Annotated in this window: 13 protein-coding genes; 3 read left to right on the top strand and 10 right to left on the bottom strand. The window is 66.8% G+C overall.

The window, feature by feature from the left end; genetic code table 11:
* Positions 1-135: 135 nt before the first annotated feature.
* Positions 136-3,726, bottom strand: a complete 3,591-nt coding sequence (locus WT24_RS01115) for an indolepyruvate ferredoxin oxidoreductase family protein (protein ID WP_060030549.1) — start codon at positions 3,724-3,726, stop codon at positions 136-138.
* Between the two features lie 329 nt (positions 3,727-4,055).
* On the opposite strand from WT24_RS01115, the gene WT24_RS01120 reads away from it, so the two are divergent.
* A complete protein-coding gene (locus WT24_RS01120) occupies positions 4,056-4,250 on the top strand; it encodes a hypothetical protein (RefSeq protein WP_034209530.1) in 195 nt (64 codons plus the stop codon).
* Positions 4,251-4,384: 134 nt separating this feature from the next.
* Here WT24_RS01120 and hppD read toward each other — a convergent pair whose 3' ends face one another.
* Positions 4,385-5,482, bottom strand: a complete 1,098-nt coding sequence (hppD, locus tag WT24_RS01125) for a 4-hydroxyphenylpyruvate dioxygenase (protein ID WP_059503372.1) — start codon at positions 5,480-5,482, stop codon at positions 4,385-4,387.
* 214 nt (positions 5,483-5,696) lie between these two features.
* Here hppD and WT24_RS01130 point away from each other — a divergent pair, with 214 nt between their 5' ends.
* A complete protein-coding gene (locus WT24_RS01130) occupies positions 5,697-6,221 on the top strand; it encodes an Lrp/AsnC family transcriptional regulator (protein ID WP_059500083.1) in 525 nt (174 codons plus the stop codon).
* 67 nt (positions 6,222-6,288) lie between these two features.
* On the opposite strand, the gene WT24_RS01135 is transcribed toward WT24_RS01130, so the two are convergent.
* The 8 genes from WT24_RS01135 to paaA form a co-directional block, all read right to left on the bottom strand.
* Entirely contained in the window at positions 6,289-6,936 is a 648-nt protein-coding gene (locus WT24_RS01135) for a GNAT family N-acetyltransferase (protein WP_059790402.1), read from the bottom strand.
* A 233-nt stretch (positions 6,937-7,169) separates the two neighbouring features.
* Positions 7,170-7,775 carry a TetR/AcrR family transcriptional regulator gene (locus WT24_RS01140; protein WP_006482923.1) on the bottom strand — a complete coding sequence of 202 codons (606 nt, stop codon included), beginning with the start codon at positions 7,773-7,775 and terminating at the stop codon, positions 7,170-7,172.
* Between the two features lie 16 nt (positions 7,776-7,791).
* Complete coding sequence (locus tag WT24_RS01145) at positions 7,792-8,613, bottom strand: DUF1835 domain-containing protein (RefSeq protein WP_059500085.1); 822 nt, start codon at positions 8,611-8,613, stop codon at positions 7,792-7,794.
* A gap of 128 nt (positions 8,614-8,741) precedes the next feature.
* Positions 8,742-9,830, bottom strand: coding sequence for a 1,2-phenylacetyl-CoA epoxidase subunit PaaE (paaE, locus tag WT24_RS01150; protein WP_034209525.1), 1,089 nt, complete (start codon positions 9,828-9,830; stop codon positions 8,742-8,744).
* A 2-nt stretch (positions 9,831-9,832) separates the two neighbouring features.
* The gene (gene paaD / locus WT24_RS01155) at positions 9,833-10,393 is read right to left on the bottom strand and encodes a 1,2-phenylacetyl-CoA epoxidase subunit PaaD (protein WP_060030552.1); all 561 of its coding nucleotides are present in this window, start codon (positions 10,391-10,393) and stop codon (positions 9,833-9,835) included.
* A gap of 25 nt (positions 10,394-10,418) precedes the next feature.
* Positions 10,419-11,222 (bottom strand): 1,2-phenylacetyl-CoA epoxidase subunit PaaC, encoded by an 804-nt coding sequence (paaC, locus tag WT24_RS01160; protein WP_060030555.1) that lies wholly within the window; start codon positions 11,220-11,222, stop codon positions 10,419-10,421.
* Positions 11,223-11,230: 8 nt separating this feature from the next.
* Positions 11,231-11,515 carry a 1,2-phenylacetyl-CoA epoxidase subunit PaaB gene (paaB, locus tag WT24_RS01165; protein ID WP_006482881.1) on the bottom strand — a complete coding sequence of 95 codons (285 nt, stop codon included), beginning with the start codon at positions 11,513-11,515 and terminating at the stop codon, positions 11,231-11,233.
* Between the two features lie 36 nt (positions 11,516-11,551).
* On the bottom strand, positions 11,552-12,550 hold the full coding sequence (gene paaA, locus WT24_RS01170) for a 1,2-phenylacetyl-CoA epoxidase subunit PaaA (RefSeq protein WP_059500090.1): 999 nt from the start codon (positions 12,548-12,550) through the stop codon (positions 11,552-11,554).
* A gap of 201 nt (positions 12,551-12,751) precedes the next feature.
* Between paaA and WT24_RS01175 the strand changes: the two genes are divergently transcribed.
* Positions 12,752-14,014 carry an SGNH/GDSL hydrolase family protein gene (locus tag WT24_RS01175; protein ID WP_060030556.1) on the top strand — a complete coding sequence of 421 codons (1,263 nt, stop codon included), beginning with the start codon at positions 12,752-12,754 and terminating at the stop codon, positions 14,012-14,014.
* Positions 14,015-14,336: the final 322 nt, after the last annotated feature.

Genomic DNA, 14,336 nt, shown 5'->3' on the forward strand with positions numbered 1-14,336 from the left:
CGGGTGCCGCGCATCAGGCGCGGTGCAATGAAAAACGCCACGGAACCTGCGTTCCGTGGCGTTTTTTTCGTGTGAACCGTGAAGGGCGGCGCGGGCGGACGTTCCGACCGCGAACGCTTCGCCCGCCGCGTACCGTTACGCGACCTGCTGGTGCGACTCGCCGCCTGCCGGCGAACGCCACTTCGCGAGCAGCGTGTGCCACTTTTGGCGCACCGCGCGCAGGTTGTTCTCCTTCACGTGGCCGTAGCCTCGAATGCCGTCCGGCAGCGCCGCGAGCTCGAGCGCGAGCGGGCGGTTGGCCGCGTTCAGCCTGGCCAGCACCTCGTCGATCAGCGCTTCGTACTCGCCGATCAGCGCGCGCTCGGTGCGGCGCTCCTCGGTGCGGCCGAACGGGTCGAAGCCCGTGCCGCGCAGGAACTTCGCCTTCGCGAGCAGCCGGAACGCCGACATCATCCACGGGCCGTAGGCCTTCTTCACGAGATGGCCGTGCGCATCCGTCTTCGCGAACAGCGGCGGCGCGAGGTGGAATTTCAGCTTCCAGTCTCCCTCGAACTGCGCGGTCAGGCGCGCGAGGAACGCAGGATCGGACTGCAGCCGCGCGACCTCGTATTCGTCCTTGTACGCCATCAGCTTGAACAGGTTGCGCGCGACCGCTTCGGTCAGCGGCTCCTGCACGGTGTCGCCGTCCGCCAGCGCACGCTCGGTGGCGCGCACCTTGTCGACGAATGCCGCATAACGCGACGCGTACGCGGCGTTCTGGTACGCGGTGAGGAATGCCACGCGCTTCGCGATCAGCGCGTCGACCGCCTTCTTCGTGTGCAGCGAGATCACCGTGGCGCCTTGCGCGGGGCGGGCGTCGCCGGCCGCGGCCTGCTTTACGCTGGCGAGATCGTACGCGGCGCGGCGGCCCCAGTCGAACGCCGCGCGGTTCTTCTCGACCGATACCGCGTTCAGCTCGATCGCGCGTTCGAGCGACGCGAGCGTCAGCGGCAGCCAGCCCTTCTGCCATGCGTAGCCGAGCACGAACGGGTTCGTGTAGATCGCATCGCCGAGCAGCGCGACCGCGAAGCGGTTCGCGTCGATGAAGTCGACCGCGTCACCGGCCGCTGCGCGGATGTCGTTCTCGGCGGACACGCCGGGGAAGGCCCAGTTCGGGTTCTTGATGAACTCGGCGGTCGGCGTCTGCGCACTGTTGACGACGACCCGTGTCGCGTCGTGCCGCATCCGCGACGTGCATTCGTCGCCGGCCGTGACGATCGCATCGCAGCCGATCACGAGATCGGCTTCGCCCATCGCGATCCGCGTGGCGTGGATGTCGGTCGGCGCGTGCGAGATCTGCACGTGGCTCATCACGGCGCCGCCTTTCTGCGCGAGGCCGGTGACGTCGAGCACGGTCACGCCCTTGTTCTCCAGGTGCGCGGCCATCCCGAGCAGCGCGCCGATCGTGACGACGCCCGTGCCGCCCACGCCGGTGACGAGCACGCCGTACGCGCGCTCGATGTCCGGCAGCGTCGGTTCGGGGATCGGCGGCAATGCGCTGCCGTCGACCGACACGGCCTTCGGCTTCTTCAACTGGCCGCCTTCGACCGTGACGAAGCTCGGGCAGAAGCCCTTCACGCACGAAAAATCCTTGTTGCAGCTCGACTGGTTGATCTGGCGCTTCGTGCCGAATTCGGTTTCCAGCGGCTCGACCGACAGGCAGTTCGACTGCACCGAGCAGTCGCCGCAGCCTTCGCACACCGCTTCGTTGATCACGACGCGCTTGGCCGGGTCCGGATACGTGCCGCGTTTGCGACGGCGGCGCTTCTCGGTCGCGCAGGTCTGGTCGTAGATCAGGATCGTCGTGCCTTCGATCTCGCGCAGCTCGCGCTGCACGTCGTCGAGCTGGTCGCGGTGATGGATCGTCACGCCCGGTGCGAGCAGCGCCTTCTGGCTGTCGTACTTCTCCGGTTCGTCGGTGACGATCACGATCTTCTTCGCGCCTTCGGACGCGAGCTGATGCGTGATCTGCGGCACCGTCAGCACGCCGTCGACCGGCTGGCCGCCCGTCATCGCCACCGCATCGTTGTAGAGGATCTTGTAGGTGATGTTCGCCTTCGACGAGATCGCCGCGCGCACCGCGAGCAGGCCCGAATGGAAATAGGTGCCGTCGCCGAGGTTCGCGAACACGTGCTTTTCGTCCGTGAACGGCGCCTGGCCGATCCACGGCACGCCTTCGCCGCCCATCTGGCTGAAGGTGCTCGTGCTGCGGTCCATCCACACGGTCATGTAGTGGCAGCCGATCCCCGCGATCGCGCGCGAGCCTTCCGGCACGTTGGTCGACGTGTTGTGCGGGCAGCCCGAGCAGAACCACGGCTTGCGCTCGGTCTGCACGTGCGGCTTCGCGAGCGCCATTTCCTTCGCGTTGATCACCGCGAGCCGCGCGGCGATGCGCGCACGCACGTCGGACGGCAATTCGAACTTGTCGAGCCGCGTCGCGATCGCCTTCGCGATGATCGCCGGCGACAGCTCGTAGTGCGCGGGCAGCAGCCAGTTGCCCATCGGCACCGACCATTCGCCGCCGGCGCCGTCCTTCTCGTCGAACTTGCCGAACACGCGCGGGCGTTGCGCATCGGGCCAGTTGTACAGCTCTTCCTTGATCGCGTATTCGAGGATCTGGCGCTTTTCCTCGACGACGAGGATTTCGTCGAGCCCGCGCGCGAACGCCTGCGCGCCCTGCGCTTCGAGCGGCCACACGCAGCCGACCTTGTAGAGCCGGATGCCGATCCGCGCGCAGGTTTCGTCGTCGAGGCCGAGGTCGATCAGCGCCTGGCGCACGTCGAGGTACGCCTTGCCGCCGGTCATGATCCCGAAGCGCGCATTCGGCGAGTCGATCTCGATGCGGTCGAGCTTGTTCGCACGCACGTACGCGAGCGCCGCATACCACTTGTAGTCGAGCAGCCGCGCTTCCTGCACGAGCGGCGGATCGGGCCAGCGGATGTTCAGCCCGCCTTCCGGCAGGATGAAATCGGTCGGCAGCACGATCTCGGTGCGATGCGGGTCGATGTCGACCGACGCCGATGATTCGACGACGTCTGTCACGCACTTGAGCGCGACCCACAGGCCCGAATAGCGGCTCATCGCCCAGCCGTGCAGGCCGAAATCGAGATATTCCTGCACGTTGGACGGGAACAGCACCGGCAGCCCGCAGGCCTTGAAGATGTGTTCGGATTGGTGCGCGAGCGTCGACGATTTCGCCGCGTGATCGTCGCCGGCGAGCACCAGCACGCCGCCGTGCTGCGACGAGCCGGCCGAGTTCGCGTGCTTGAAGACGTCGCCGGTGCGATCGACGCCCGGGCCCTTGCCGTACCACATGCCGAACACGCCGTCGTATTTTGCGCCCGGGTACAGGTTCACCTGCTGCGAGCCCCACACGGCGGTGGCGGCGAGGTCTTCGTTGAGGCCGGGCTGGAAGACGATCTGATGGGCGGCCAGATGCTGCTTGGCTTTCCAGAGCGACAGATCGAGGCCGCCGAGCGGCGAGCCGCGGTAGCCGGAGATGAAGCCGGCCGTATTGAGGCCGGCGGCGCGGTCGCGTTCCTGCTGGAGCATCGGCAGGCGCACGAGGGCCTGGATGCCGCTCATGTACGCGCGGCCGCGTTCCAGCGTGTATTTGTCGTCAAGCGTGACGGACTTCAGCGCGGCTTCTAGCGACGCGCGTTGGTCTGCGTCTAGCGGGGCATTCATTAACTGTCTCCTCCACCCGGTCTGGGATCACCAAAACTTCGGTTGCGTCGGCATCTTTTGGACGCGTCAGCAGTGGCCGGCATGTTCGCCGGTTTCAAGGGATGGTAGCACTGGGGCAAACCCGCCGCCCATCGGTCGCAACGCGGGGAAATGAGGGCGGCGCACCGCAAAACAGGGCGGGATGATGCGTTACATCATGTAAAAGCATGTAAAGCCGCATTGATCTGCCGGCAAATGCCGTTAATCTTGTCGGCCTGCCGGAGGTGCCCGGCCGCGTCGGTTCGTTCCGACGCAGTCGGGGAGGCGCCGGCAGTTTTACAGGAGGTGCAATGAACACACGTCATATCCAGAGTTTCCTGATCGTGTCCGCCGCGTTTTTCGCGATGACCGGCCCGGTGCACGCGCGCGGCGCGAGCGCACTGGCGGCAGCCGGCGCGCAGATGCGTCAGATCGTGCCGGCCCAGGACACCGCAGCACAGCCGTCGGCCGAACGTGCCGCCGAGTCGAAGGCGAACGTGCGTTGATGTGATCGCGCGGCCCGCGGGCCGCGCCGGTATGCAAAAAGGGCGGGAATCCGAGGGTTCCCGCCCTTTTTCTTTGTGCCGCCGGATCGCGTGGCCATCCCGGTTACTCGGGCGGCCGCCGCGCGGCGGCAGCGTCAGGCCTTGTCCTGCACGACGCCGCGGCGGATCTGGTCGAGCTCGATCGATTCGAACAGCGCCTTGAAGTTGCCTTCGCCGAAGCCCTGGTTGCCCTTGCGCTGGATGATCTCGAAGAAGATCGGCCCGATCTGGTTTTCGGTGAAGATCTGCAGCAGCAGGTCGTCGCGCGCGCCGTCGATCAGGATCTTGCGCTTCTTCAGCTCGTCCAGCGATTCGCCGTGGTTCGGCACGCGGCGGTCGACCAGTTCGTAATACGTGTCGATCGTGTCGAGCAGCTTCACTTCCTTGCTGCGCAGCCCGTCGACCGCCCGGTAGATGTCGCTCGCGCCGAGCGCGATGTGCTGGATGCCTTCGCCGTGATACGCGTCCAGGTATTCCTGGATCTGGCCGGCCGTATCCGAGCCTTCCTCGTTGATCGGGATGCGGATCTTGCCGCACGGCGACGTCATCGCCTTCGATTTCACGCCCGTCACCTTGCCTTCGATGTCGAAATAGCGCACTTCGCGGAAGTTGAACAGGCGTTCGTAGAACTCGGCCCATTCCTGCATGCGGCCGCGATGCACGTTGTGCGTCAGATGGTCGATGTAGGTGAGGCCGTGGCCGACCGGGTTCGGGTTCGCGCCGGGAATCGGTTCGAAGTCGACGTCGTAGATGCTGATGTCGCCGATCGCGCCCGGTTGTGCGCCGTTCTTGCCGCGCCAGCGGTCGACGAAGTAGATCAGCGAATCGCCGATGCCCTTGATCGCGGGGATGTTCAGTTCCATCGGGCCGGTCTTGTTGTCGAAGCCCCATGCGCCGAGCTCCAGCGCGTGCTGGTACGCCTTGGCGGCATCCTGCACGCGGAACGCGATCGCGCAGATCGACGGGCCGTGCAGCCGCGCGAAGCGTTGCGCGAACGAATCGGGTTCGGCGTTGATGATGAAATTGATATCGCCCTGGCGGTACACCGTCACGTCCTTGTGGCGATGGCGCGCGATCGCGGTGAAACCCATCCGTTCGAACAGTTGTCCGAGGGCTTTCGGGTCCGGTGCCGTGTATTCGATGAATTCGAAGCCGTCGGTGCCGACGGGGTTGTCCCAGGTGGGGATCTGCATGTCGTGTCTCCTGTGCGGGGCGATCGGCCGGGGCGGCGTGCGCGTGCCCGGCGTGGTTCGATGTCGACGGCCGCGCCGGCAGCGCGCGTGCGCGGCGAGTCGAAACATGCGACAGAGTGTAGCGGGCGGCCGCGAGCGGAAACTTGCGAACTTAATCGCCCGCGCCTACGATGGCGCAATTTCCAATCTCAAAATAATCATCGGAGGGCAGAAGATGGCGCAAGCCGAATTGGATGCCATCGATCGGCGAATTCTCGCGATTCTTCAGGAGAACGGGCGCCTGTCGAACCAGGAGATCGCCGAACGCGTGAACCTGTCGCCGAGCCCCTGCCTGCGGCGGATCCGGCGGCTCGAGGAAATCGGCGTGATCACGGGCTACGTCGCGCTGCTGAATCCGCAGAAGCTCGGGCTCGACCTGCTGGCCTACGTGAGCGTGCGGCTCGAAAAGCGCGGCGGCCTCGCGCCGATGCGGGCCGACGAGACGTCGGCGCGCGCGGGCGCGACCCACGCGGAACTGTTTCGCGCGGCCGTGCAGGCCTGGCCGGAAGTGGTCGCGTGCCACGCGATGACGGGCGACATGGATTACCTGCTGCGCGTGCAGGTCGAGGACATGGCGCATTTCTCCCGCTTCGTGCAGGAGCATCTGCTGCACCATCCGTCGGTGATCGACGTGAAAACGAGCTTCTCGCTCGACTGCTTCAAGGAAACGACGGCGTTGCCGATTCGTTCGGTGCGCTAGCGCGGCGGGGAAGGGAGGGCGCCGGGCACGCCCGCAGGCGCGGCCCGGCTGGCTGACGTCGTCGACGTCAGGCCGTCAGTGCGGCGGGCATCAGCGATTCGATGAACTTCGTCGTGCGGCGCGCCTGGCGCTTCATCGCGTAGTCGAACACCGCGGCCTGCTCCTGCAGCATCTCGGCGATGATCGTCGAGTGGTCGGCCGGCGGCAGCGACAGGTACGCATCGGCTTCGCCGTACGCGTACTCGATCCGCATCCCGGACTTCTTCGCGATGTGCATCATCGTCGCGTTACGCGACAGGCAGTGCATGTACAGCATCGTCACGTGCGTGTTGCGGCTGCGGATCGCCGCGCGCTCGAACAGCTTCGAGCCGACGCCGCGGCCGCGCGCGCTTTCGAGCACCGACACGCCGAATTCCGCCGTGCGCGTGTCGCCCTCGGCCGGCAGATAGGCCAGGTGGCCGACGCCGATCAGTTCGAGGTCGTGGTCGAACACGCCGAACACGGTATCGCGACCGAAGTCGATCGTGCGGACATAGTTCTCGATCACGTGGTCGGGAACCATCTGGCCGAAGCGCAGCAGGCGGTCCTCTTCGTCGAGCGAGAGAAAGTGGGTGAGCATTTGCTCACGGTCTTTGGAAGCCAGTTCCCTGACGAGAACCGGCGCAGTACCGACCTTGCCGACAGCATCGGCACGGCCGTTGAATTGCGTGTTCATCGTGGGTTCCTCAGTGTGGGCGCACAAACGGGTTGTGCAATGCAACAGCATTTTACCCGAGCGGGGTTGGGGAAAACCCGTATTTGACAGTGTTTATGCCGAGGAGGAATTCTAAATCCGCTTAGTTCATTCTCTATCTATTTGATTTTTAACGGATATAAAATTCATCATATGAAATGCGTGGCGGGCGGTCGCACTGTGCCCGCCACGCAACGCATGCTGCTGCGCGGCAATCAGGCGGCTGTCGACAGCCCGCGCTCGATCAGGTCGATCACCTGTTCGGCGAAGTCGCGGTAGCCGAGGCGCCCGCCCGGCTTCAGCCACGTGAAGGTCCAGTTGATCATCCCGAACACCATCATCGTCACCGAGGTCTGGTTTTCCTTCGAGATGCGGTCCGGGTACGCGCGCGCGAGCTGCCGCGTGAACGCCGCGACGATGTCGCGCTGGCGGTCGAGCACGATTTCGCGCTGCGCGTCCTCGAGATACTTCACGTCGTTGAGCAGCGCGACGTGGCGGCTGTGCGACGTCTCGTATTCGGCGAGGAACGCGCGCACGAGTTCGGCGAACGCGTCGCGCTCGCTGAGGCCGCGCCGCTGGCTCGCGCCCTCGACCTCGGCGATGATCAGCATCAGCCGTTTCGTGTAGCGGTCGAGCAGGTCGAACAGAATCGCTTCCTTGCTCTCGTAATAGTGATAGAGCCGCGCCTTCGACGTGCCGCTCGCGGTCGCGAGATCGGACATCGACGTGCTCGGGTAGCTCGTCTGCGCGAATTTCTCGGCGGCCAGGTCGAGGATCTGCTCGCGCTGGGATTCGTGGTCGGGCGCTCGGGTTCGGGCCATGGTCGAATACGGAAGATTAGCGGTGCGGGGCGGCGCGGACTGCGCGCACCTGCGTGGAAGAGAGGGCGTCGGGCGCATCGTCCTGCAGCTCGAGCCGGCCGGCGACCGCCAGCTCGCGGCAACGCCACCAGGCGATCGAGTCGCTGACGAACAGCCCGCCGCGGTCGGCGGCGGCCATGATGCTGCCGACGAGGCGCCGCGCAGGCTGCCAGTCGGTTTCCGCGCGCGCGACGATCAGTGCGTCGAGATCGGCGTAGTGGCCGCTCTTGATCGTGTTGCTGACCCAATAACGCAGTTCGGCGTTCAGGTGCTTCGCTTCCTGCCATTCGAGCGCGAGGCGGCCGATGCGCAGGACCGAGACCGGCGCGGCCGCCGGCCGCTTGCGCGCCAGTTCCGCGGGCGAGAACATCCCGGTCGCGCATGCCTGGTCGGTGCGCGACAGCGACGCGCGCTGCGCGGCGTCGAGATCGGCGGCCGACAGCCGCACCTCGTTCAGGCGCTGCGGCACGTTGCGCAGGTGATAGGCGACGCGGCGCAGCAGCAGCTTGTCGCCGACGCTCGGCGCGTGCCACACGACGACCTGGCCGGTCTCCGTCGCGAGCTGGTCGAGGCGTGCGAATTCGCCTTCGATTTCCGCGTTCCAGTCGGGAATCTGGTTGCCGAGCACGTGCTGCCAGAAGGCGGCGCGCGTGTCGGGCGTCTCGTCGGCGCCCTTCAGCGGCCCGACGCCGAGATCGTCGAGCAAACCGACGACGCGCTCGTCGCGTCCGGCTTGCGCAAGAGCCTCGCGCAGCGACGCGGCGGCGGTGCCGCCCTGAATCACATGAATGGTACTCATCGGCCTGTCGTCAACAAAAGAAAACCGCCGGCCGGGCGGACGTTGCGACGTCCAGCCGGCCGGCGGCCCCTAGTGTAAGCGAGATGTGTGACGGCGAGAAACCGTCGGGCGCCGCGACGCGATGCCGCTCAACGTTCGTCGAAGCTCACGACGACCTTGTCGCTGATCGGGTGGCACTGGCACGTGAGCACGAAGCCGTCCTTCACTTCGTGGTCCTCGAGCGTGTAGTTCTTCTCCATCCGCACTTCGCCTTCGACCACCTTCGCGCGGCACGTGCAGCACACGCCACCCTTGCACGCGTACGGCAGCGCGAGGCCGGCGCGCAGGCCCACGTCGAGCAGGCTCACGCCTTCGTACGGCAAACGCAGCTTGCGCTTCTTGCCGTCGAGCACGATTTCGAGGTCGGCGGCCGGCGTCTGGTCGGTGATCTCGACGACCGGTGCGCCGGCCTGCGGCAGCGGCGTGCCGAAGCGCTCGACGTGCACCTTCGCCTGCGGCACGCCGGCCGCCTTCAGCGCGGCTTCGGCGGCATCCATCATCGGCGCCGGGCCGCAGATGAATGCCTCGTCGATCGCGTCGGCCGGCGTCAGCGTCGCGAGGAATTCCGCGCACTTCGCCTGATCGAGCACGCCGTTGAACAGCTCGACATCCTGCAGGTCGTCCGACAGCACGTGATAGAGGACGAAGCGGTTCATGTAGCGGTTCTTCAGGTCCTCGAGCTCCTCCGCGAACATGATCGCGTCGACGCTGCGGTTGCCGTAGATCAGCGTGAACGTGCTGCGCGGCTCGAGTTCGAGCGTCGTCTTCACGATCGCGAGCACCGGCGTGATCCCCGAGCCGCCGGAAAACGCGACGTACTGCTTGCCGTGGTCGGCGTTCAGGTGCGTGAAGAAGCGGCCGTCCGGCGTCATCACGTCGATCGTGTGGCCGGGCTTCAGCGTGTCGAACGCGAAGTTCGAGAAGCGGCCGCCGCGCACGCGCTTGATGCCGATGCGCAGTTCGCCGTCACGGTCGTAGTCCGTCGTGCCGACGCAGATCGAATACGAGCGGCGCGTCTCCTCGCCGTCGATGTGGGTCTTCAGCGTGACGAACTGGCCCTGCGTGAAGCGGTACGCGTCGCGCAGCTCGGGCGGCACGTCGAACGAGACGGTCACGGCGTCGGCGGTCTCGGGCCGCACGTCGCGGATACGCAGCGGATGAAATTGCGGGGTCGCCATATTCAGTAGGGTTTGAAGTAGTCGAAGGGTTCGCGGCAGTCGACGCAGCGATACAGCGCCTTGCAGGCCGTGGACGCGAACTGCGCGAGACGTTCGGTGCGCGCGGAACCGCAGCGCGGGCAGGCGGGTGCCGCGACCGGCCGCGGCACGAAGCGCACGACGTTTTCCCGCGGCGCGGCGCTGCCGCACTGGCCGGCCGGCGGCGCAATGCCGTACGCGCGCAGCTTGTCGCGCGCCTCCTGCGTGATCCAGTCGGTCGTCCATGCGGGCGCGAGCACCGTCTCGATCCGGTGCGGCGGCAGATCGGCGGCCTGCAGCGCGGCTGCAATGTCCTCGGCGATCTGCGACATCGCCGGGCAGCCCGAGTAGGTCGGCGTGATCACGACTTCGAGCCGGCCGTCGTCCGCGCGGCGGACGTCGCGCAGGATGCCGAGCTCGCGGATCGACACGACCGGGATCTCCGGGTCGGGCACGGCTTCCAGCACGTCCCACGCACGGGCGAGCAGCGGATCGTCGCGGTGCGCGGCGGCGTTGCGGGCTGGGGCAGCGGTCTGGGCGGACATCGTCGGGCTCCGTGGCGTGGGCCGGTTACCAGCTCGCGCCGGGGTGCTGGCGCGCGAGGCTCTGCATTTCCGCGAGCAGGTAGCCCATGTGTTCCGAGTGCTCGCCTCGCTTGCCGGTCGTCACATGCTTCACCGGCGCCGGCGGCGTCAGCGTGGCCTCCGCGAGCGCGTCGTCCACGTCCGCGCGCCACGCGGCTTCGATCGCGGCCGGCGCCGGGCCGATGCCCGCTGCAACGATCGCGTCGTCGATCGCATCGGCGGCGAAGCATTCGCGCGTATACGGCATCAGGTAGTCGAGCGCGGCTTGCGCGCGGCGGTGCGATTCGTCGGTGCCGTCGCCGAGGCGCACGAGCCACTCGCGCGCATGCTGGACGTGATAGCGGGTTTCCTTCACCGATTTCGCGGCGATCGCGGCCAGTTGCGTGTCGGTCGACGTTTCCAGCGCGCTCCATACGTGCAGCATCAGCGTCGCGTACAGGAAGTTGCGCACGATCGTCACCGCGTAGTCCTTGTCGGCGTGCGCGGTGCCGGACACCGGGCCGTAGTGCGGCAGCTCGGCGAGCGTGAAGTTCGCGAATTCGCGCTCGGTGCGGAAGTACGCGTAGTCGTCCTCGGTCTTCGTCGCGCCGGTGAGCTGGCGCTCGAGTTCGGCCGCGTGGGTATACAGCATGCGCGCCTGGCCGATGAGGTCGAGGCTCATGTTGGTGAGCGCGATGTCTTCCTCGAGGATCGGGCCGTGGCCGCACCATTCGGCGTTGCGCTGACCGAGGATCAGCGCGTTGTCCGCGAGGCGCAGCACGTAGGAGAGGTGTTCGGGCGTGATCGTCATGGCGCGCGTTACATGTGGTTGACTTCGTCGGGCAGCGTATAGAACGTCGGGTGACGGTAGATCTTGTCGCCCGCCGGCTCGAACAGTTCGGCCTTTTCGCTCGGATCCGACGCGGTGATCGCCGACGACGGCACCACCCAGATGCTCACGCCTTCCTGGCGACGCGTGTAGACGTCGCGCGCCATGCGCAGCGCCATCGTCGCGTCGGCGGCGTGCAGGCTGCCGCAATGCTTGTGGTCGAGGCCCTGCTTGCTGCGCACGAACACTTCCCAGATCGGCCATTCCTTGTTCATCGCTTTCTCCTGATTCCTGAATTCGAGGGATGCCGCTCAGGCGGCGTGCTGTTCGGCGCGGGCGCGGCGCTTCGCTTCGTGCGCGAGCGCGGCTTCGCGCACCCAGGCGCCGTCTTCGTGTGCTTTCACGCGGGTCGCGAGGCGTTCCTTGTTGCACGGGCCGTCGCCGTTGACCACGCGCCAGAATTCGTCCCAGTCGATCGTGCCGTAGTCGTAGTGGCCGCGCGCCTCGTTCCACTTCAGGTCGGGGTCGGGCAGCGTCACGCCGAGCACCTTCGCCTGGTCGACCGTCGCGTCGACGAATTTCTGCCGCAGATCGTCGTTCGAGATCCGCTTGATGCCCCATTTGGCGGACTGGCTGCTGTGGACCGAATCGGCGTCGCTCGGGCCGAACATCATCAGCACCGGCCACCACCAGCGGTCGACGGCCTGCTGGACCATCGCGCGTTGCGCGTCGCTGCCCTTCATCATCGACAGCAGCGCGTCGAAACCCTGGCGCTGGTGGAACGACTCTTCCTTGCACACGCGGATCATCGCGCGCGCGTACGGGCCGTACGTGCAGCGGCACAGCGGGATCTGATTCATGATCGCGGCGCCGTCGACCAGCCAGCCGATCACGCCCACGTCGGCCCAGGTCGGCGTCGGGTAGTTGAAGATGCTCGAGTATTTCGCCTTGCCGGCGTGCAGCGCGTCGATCAGCGCATCGCGCGATACGCCGAGCGTTTCGGCCGCGCTATAAAGATAGAGGCCGTGGCCGGCTTCGTCCTGCACCTTCGCGAGCAGGATCGCCTTGCGCTTCAGGCTCGGCGCGCGCGAGATCCAGTTGCCTTCCGGCAGCATGCCGACGACTTCCGAATGCGCGTGCTGCGAGATCTGGCGTATCAGCGTCTTGCGATACGCGTCGGGCATCCAGTCCTGCGGTTCGATCTTGCCGTCCGCGGCCATCACCGCATCGAACCGCGCCTGCTCGGGCGACTCGGCTGCGGCGTCGAGCGGCGCGACGTTGCCGGGGATGTCGAGGGATTGCGTGTACATGGCGAAAGCTCTCGTCCGGTTGAATGTGTTGCGAAGTATAAACCAACCGACCGGTCGGTTAATAAATTTCTCGCGAATTTGCGATGGGATTCGGGTAAACGACAGAAGTCGGGGCGCGATCGGGCGGCGCGAGTACGGCCCCGCACGTGGGCCTCGCGTCTTCTGCGGCACAATGCCCGCTTTCCGATGAGGATTTCGCCGATGTCATTTCGAAGCAGTTTCGCCGCGGTAGCGCTGGGCGCGGCCGTTTTCGTGTCGCCGCTTGCGGCGTCGGCCGCGCCGGCCGGTTGGGTCGCCGCGTGGGCGACCGCGCTGCAGCCGATTCCCGATCTCGCCTCGCCGCCGCCGCTCTACCGTGCTCCCGACGTGGCCGGGCGGACCGTGCGCCAGATCGTCTACCCGACCGTGTCGGGGCGGGCCGCGCGGATTCGCGTGAGCAACGCATACGGTCGCGCGCCGCTGGTCGTCGAGGGCGCGAGCCTTGCGCGCGCCGGCGAAGGGGCGGTACTTGCCGGCGGCGCGGCGGTGCCGGTGCGGTTCGGCGGCAAGGCGTCGGTGACGCTTGCGCCGGGCCAGGAGCTCGAAAGCGATCCGGTGGCGATCGACGTGATGGCCGCGCAGCCGTATGCGATCGATCTCCGGATGGGGCCGAACCAGCGGATGACGGTCTGGCATCGCGTGTCGAACCAGTTCAACTATGTGTCTGGGCCCGGCGATCATGTGAGCGATCCGGCCGCCGCCGCGTTCCGCACCCGTTTTACCCAATATGCGTGGGTGACCGAGCTGGCCGTCGAAGTCGGTTCCGCGCATGCCAGCGTCGCCGCGATCGGCGACTCGATCACCGATGGGCTGCGCTCCAGCGTGAACCGGAACCGTCGCTGGCCCGACGCGCTCGCGCGCCGGTTGGCGGCGTCGGGCGCCGATTCGATCGGCGTCGTGAATCTCGGTATCAGCGGGAACCGGTTGCTCAGCGATTCCGCGTGCTACGGCACGTCGCTGGCGTCGCGGTTCGAGCGCGATGCGCTGTCGCGCTCGGGCGTGAGGGCGGCGATCGTGCTGATCGGGATCAACGACATCAACTTCGCGGCGATGCCGCCGCGCGCGGGGCTCGACTGCGATCACCCGCATACGCAGGTGACGGCCGCGTCGTTGATCGACGGCTATCGCCGGCTGATCGAGGCGGCGCACCGACAGGGCGTGAAGGTCTTCGGTGCGACGCTCACGCCGGCGGCGTTGCCGGCCGGACGCGAAGCGATTCGGCTCGAGGTGAACCGGTGGATCCGCGGCGGCGGGTTCGACGGCGTGGTGGACTTCGACGCGGTGCTGCGCGATCCGGCGCGCCCGAGCGTGCTGCAGCGCCGATACGATAGCGGCGACGGTATCCATCCGAGCGATGCGGGCTACGCGGCGATGGCCGACGCGGTGCCGGTCGAGCAACTGCGGGCTGCGGTGGGCAGCAAGTGACGCGCTTCTATATATAGGAGGGGGAAAGGTTGTCGGCGGTCTGCGGGCCGACAGCGTGACATCGTGCGTCGCGCCCAAAGCCTCCGTGCGCGGCAGCGCACGGGGGCTTTTTCGAACTTTCTTCACAAAGAGCTTGCACGGACGGGGGCGGATGCATAGAATCACGCCTCTTTCGCGCTAACGGAAACGCAGCGCGGGAGGAAGGGAAGCGGCGCTGTTGGGGTTCGGAGGTAGCGAGCCCGACGGCGCAGGAAGATGACCCCGCAGTCGCAACGATGTCGTGCAGAAAGTTGTTGACGCGCTGCGAAACACGGTTCATAAT

Source organism: Burkholderia sp. MSMB1078WGS (genome assembly GCF_001528895.1).
In the GTDB taxonomy this organism is placed as follows: Bacteria; Pseudomonadota; Gammaproteobacteria; order Burkholderiales; family Burkholderiaceae; genus Burkholderia.

Bases quoted from the DNA above. Each gene is read 5' to 3' on its own strand.
- paaB (WP_006482881.1), bottom strand. From the start codon at position 11,515: ATGAACAAGGAATGGCCGATCTGGGAAGTGTTCGTGCGCAGCAAGCAG.
- paaA (WP_059500090.1), bottom strand. From the start codon at position 12,550: ATGTACACGCAATCCCTCGACATCCCCGGCAACGTCGCGCCGCTCGAC.
- WT24_RS01120 (WP_034209530.1), top strand. From the start codon at position 4,056: ATGAACACACGTCATATCCAGAGTTTCCTGATCGTGTCCGCCGCGTTT.
- WT24_RS01130 (WP_059500083.1), top strand. From the start codon at position 5,697: ATGGCGCAAGCCGAATTGGATGCCATCGATCGGCGAATTCTCGCGATT.
- hppD (WP_059503372.1), bottom strand. From the start codon at position 5,482: ATGCAGATCCCCACCTGGGACAACCCCGTCGGCACCGACGGCTTCGAA.
- WT24_RS01145 (WP_059500085.1), bottom strand. From the start codon at position 8,613: ATGAGTACCATTCATGTGATTCAGGGCGGCACCGCCGCCGCGTCGCTG.
- WT24_RS01135 (WP_059790402.1), bottom strand. From the start codon at position 6,936: ATGAACACGCAATTCAACGGCCGTGCCGATGCTGTCGGCAAGGTCGGT.
- paaE (WP_034209525.1), bottom strand. From the start codon at position 9,830: ATGGCGACCCCGCAATTTCATCCGCTGCGTATCCGCGACGTGCGGCCC.
- WT24_RS01175 (WP_060030556.1), top strand. From the start codon at position 12,752: ATGTCATTTCGAAGCAGTTTCGCCGCGGTAGCGCTGGGCGCGGCCGTT.
- paaC (WP_060030555.1), bottom strand. From the start codon at position 11,222: ATGACGATCACGCCCGAACACCTCTCCTACGTGCTGCGCCTCGCGGAC.
- paaD (WP_060030552.1), bottom strand. From the start codon at position 10,393: ATGTCCGCCCAGACCGCTGCCCCAGCCCGCAACGCCGCCGCGCACCGC.
- WT24_RS01140 (WP_006482923.1), bottom strand. From the start codon at position 7,775: ATGGCCCGAACCCGAGCGCCCGACCACGAATCCCAGCGCGAGCAGATC.
- WT24_RS01115 (WP_060030549.1), bottom strand. From the start codon at position 3,726: ATGAATGCCCCGCTAGACGCAGACCAACGCGCGTCGCTAGAAGCCGCG.